The sequence below is a fragment of the Polaribacter sargassicola genome, from assembly GCF_021991835.1.
GTDB lineage: Bacteria > Bacteroidota > Bacteroidia > Flavobacteriales > Flavobacteriaceae > Polaribacter > Polaribacter sargassicola.
The window spans coordinates 1-477 of sequence record NZ_JAHDAU010000035.1 but is presented as its reverse complement, the minus strand read 5'-3'; the positions used below and the strand labels follow the sequence as shown (position 1 = coordinate 477).

The following is a 477-nucleotide window of genomic DNA, read 5'->3' as shown; positions in this document are numbered from 1 at the left end:
GACCATCTGCTCGCGCACATCGCAGCGCAGAGTCCACTGATCCGACGAGTCCTTCGCCGACATCACGAATCGCACAGTGACAGTGCCGCCCTGCGCATCAGTGACCACGACACTCGACGAACGATGATCCCACGCGGGGGACGCCTCGATGATCTCATCGAACTTCGCGCGTACGGCATCCATCGGCACTCGCCAGTCCAGGTCGAGGAACACCGTTCCGAGGATCTGATCGGAATGCCGCGTCCAGGTCTCGATGGAGTTGGACGTGAAGTAACTGCACGGTACGACCAGACGTCGCTCGTCCCAGATGTAGACGACGACATAGGACAGATTGATCTCGCCGATCGTGCCCCACTCTCCCTGCACGACCACGACGTCGCCCACGCGCACCGCATCCGTGAAGGCGAGTTGGATTCCGGCGACGAGGTTGCCGAGGATCGACTGAGCCGCGAGTCCGGCGATGATGCTGGCGATTCC

At 61.8% G+C, this 477-nt stretch carries 1 protein-coding gene; it reads right to left on the bottom strand.

The genetic code is table 11. The features are described from left to right. Positions 1-477, bottom strand: a 477-nt coding sequence (locus KI686_RS17355) for a mechanosensitive ion channel family protein (RefSeq protein WP_237590275.1), incomplete at both ends; no start/stop codon positions are given.